Raw genomic sequence first — 2,436 nt, 5'->3', positions numbered from 1 at the left:
GGTGCGCTCGCTCCGGGCGCCGGCACCGCAGCGGCCGCGCGGCCCCCCGTCGGCCGCAGGCGCGGCGAGGTCTCGGTGCCGACCCACATCTCGGTCTCGTTCGCGTCGGGGCGGCGCAGGTTGCGCACGATGCGCGGCGTGATCGCGAGGACCAGCTCGGTGCGCGACGAATCGTCGAGCTGGCTGGAGAACACCCGCCCCAGCACCGGCAGGTCGCCCAGGCCCGGCACGCGGCTCGCGTTGGAGCGGTCCTCGCTGCTGATCAGGCCGGCCAGGATCTGCGTCTCGCCATCGCGCAGGCGCAGCAGCGTCGACGCATTGCGGGTGCCGATCTGGTAGGCGAGCGTGCCCGAGGCTGTCTTGACCTGGCCGGCCAGCGAGCTGACCTCGAGCGCGACGCGGATCGCCACGTCGTCGTCGGCGTAGATGGTCGGCTCGACCTCCAGCTTCAGCCCGACCTCGATGTAGTTGACGCTGTCGGAGACGAAGCTGCCGCTGCCGCCGATGGTGGCGGTGATCACCGGCACCTTGTCGCCGATCAGGATCTTGGCCTTCTCCTTGTTGCGCGCGCGGATGCGCGGGTTGGCCAGCGTGTTGAAGTCGCCGACCTCGCGGCGCAGGTTGACGAGCAGGCCGCCGACGGTCAGGCCGATGTTGTCGCGCGTCAGGTTGCGCACGTTGCCGAGCGTGAGCCCGGTCGCGCCGGCCGGCGGCAGCGGCGTCAGCGCGAAGGTGTCGGGGAACTTGACGCCCAGCTCGGTGAGGCGGGTGCTGCGGATCTCGATCACCTCGACGTCGAGCATCACCTCGGGCTCGTGCGCGTCGTACAGGGCCATCAGGCGCTCGGCGAGCTGGATGTTCTCGGGCGAATCGCGCAGCGCGAGCATGTTGGTGCGCTCGTCCACATAGGGCTCGCGCACGCGCAGCATCGAGCGCAGGAAGGCGGCCGCGCTCTTCGCGTCGCCGCTCGCGAGGTAGAACACCTTGACGACCTGCTCCTGGTGCTCGCGCTGCTTCTCGGGCGTGTTCGGGTAGATCAGCAGCGTCTGGCTGTCGATCACCTTCTTCGCGAGCTGGTTGGTGCTGACGATCAGGTCGATCGCGTCCTCGACGCGGGCCGAACGCAGGAAGACGGTGACGCGGGCGTCGGGGCGCACGTCCTTGTCGAGGATGAAGTTGATGCCGCTGTTGCGCGACACCACGTCGAGCACGGTGCGCAGCCCGGCGTCGCGGAAATCGAGCGAGATCGGGCGGGTCTCGGCCAGCCCCTTCTGGTTGGCGCGCGCCTCGGCCTGGCGCACGTCGACCTCGATGCGGCGCTGGAACGCGAGCAGGTCGGAGTTGCGCGGGTTGTCCTTCAGCGCCTGCTCCACCACGCGCAACGCGGCGGCGTTCTGCTGCGCGGCGGCCAGGCGCTCGGCCTCGGTGAGCGCGGCGCGCTGGCGCTGCTCGGTGGCCACGTCGGCGAGCAGGTCGTCGATGCGGCTGCTGGTCGGGTTCAGCGCCTTCGCGCGGCGCAGCGCCTGCTCGGCGACCTCGTAGCGGCCGGCGGCACGCGCGGCGGCCGATTCGGCGATCAGCCGGGCCAGCGCCTCGGTGCGGGCCTGCACCTGGCCGCTGCGCAGCGTGGTGCTGTTCGGGTACTCCTTCAGCCCGGCGTCGAGCTGGCTGAGGGCCTGTTCGTAGTTGCCGGCGCGCAGCGCCTGCTGGGCTTCGTCGCGGTAACGCTGCTCGGCGCAACCGGCGAGCAGCAGCGCGGCCAGTGCGAAGGGCAGTGCGCGGAGGGTTCGGGCGAGGGTGGTCATGCTGCTGCTGGCGTTCACTGCGGTGGCGGCGCGATGCCGATGGTGGCGCGCTGCCCGAGGGGCGGGTAGACCAGCTGCACGGCCTGGTCGGTGATGGATTCGACGACATAGCCGTCGTCCAGGCGCTGGTCGACGGCCACCTCGATCGGCACGCCGGTGCCTTTCACGAGGTAGACGATCGAGGCGCCTTCGGGCGTGAGCATGCGGCCGAAGAAGCGGTAGTTCATCGGCGGGGCCATCGGTGCCGGCGGTGGCGGCGCGACGACGGGCACCGGCTTCGGCGCGGGTGGCGGAGGTGGTGCGGGTGGCAGGACCGGCTGGAAGATGTCGCGCTTGGCGGGCTCGAGGGCCTGGGCCGGCCACTGTGCGGGCAAGGGCCCGGCGGGCGTGGCGCGATCCCAGCGCGCGGGGCCGGGTGCCGCCTGCAACAGCGGGCGCTCGTCGGCTGGCGCAGGCGCATCGTTGCCGCGCACCGCGGCCGCGACCAGCGTGGGCGCCTGCCGCGTGGCCCACAGCGAGGCGGCGGTGAGGGCGAGCGTGCCGCCCAGGGCCCACCAGAGGCTCTTGCGCATCGGCATCAGCGGCTGGCCTCCGAGGCGCGGGGCGCCGGTGCGCTCGCCGCGGTCAACAG

General features: G+C 72.3%; 1 protein-coding gene and 1 pseudogene. Both read right to left on the bottom strand.

Annotated elements, in window-relative coordinates; translation table 11 throughout:
* Positions 1 to 1,805 (bottom strand): secretin N-terminal domain-containing protein (locus AC1D15_RS27010; RefSeq protein WP_477828428.1); only part of this gene is annotated, 1,805 nt, incomplete at its 3' end.
* Positions 1,806 to 1,819: 14 nt separating this feature from the next.
* Positions 1,820 to 2,436: pseudogene (locus AC1D15_RS27005) on the bottom strand (hypothetical protein); the annotation flags it as partial.

This window comes from Rhizobacter sp. P2_H2, from assembly GCF_056403375.1.
Note: the sequence above shows the minus strand (reverse complement) of the source record. Positions and strands in the feature narration are given on the sequence as shown.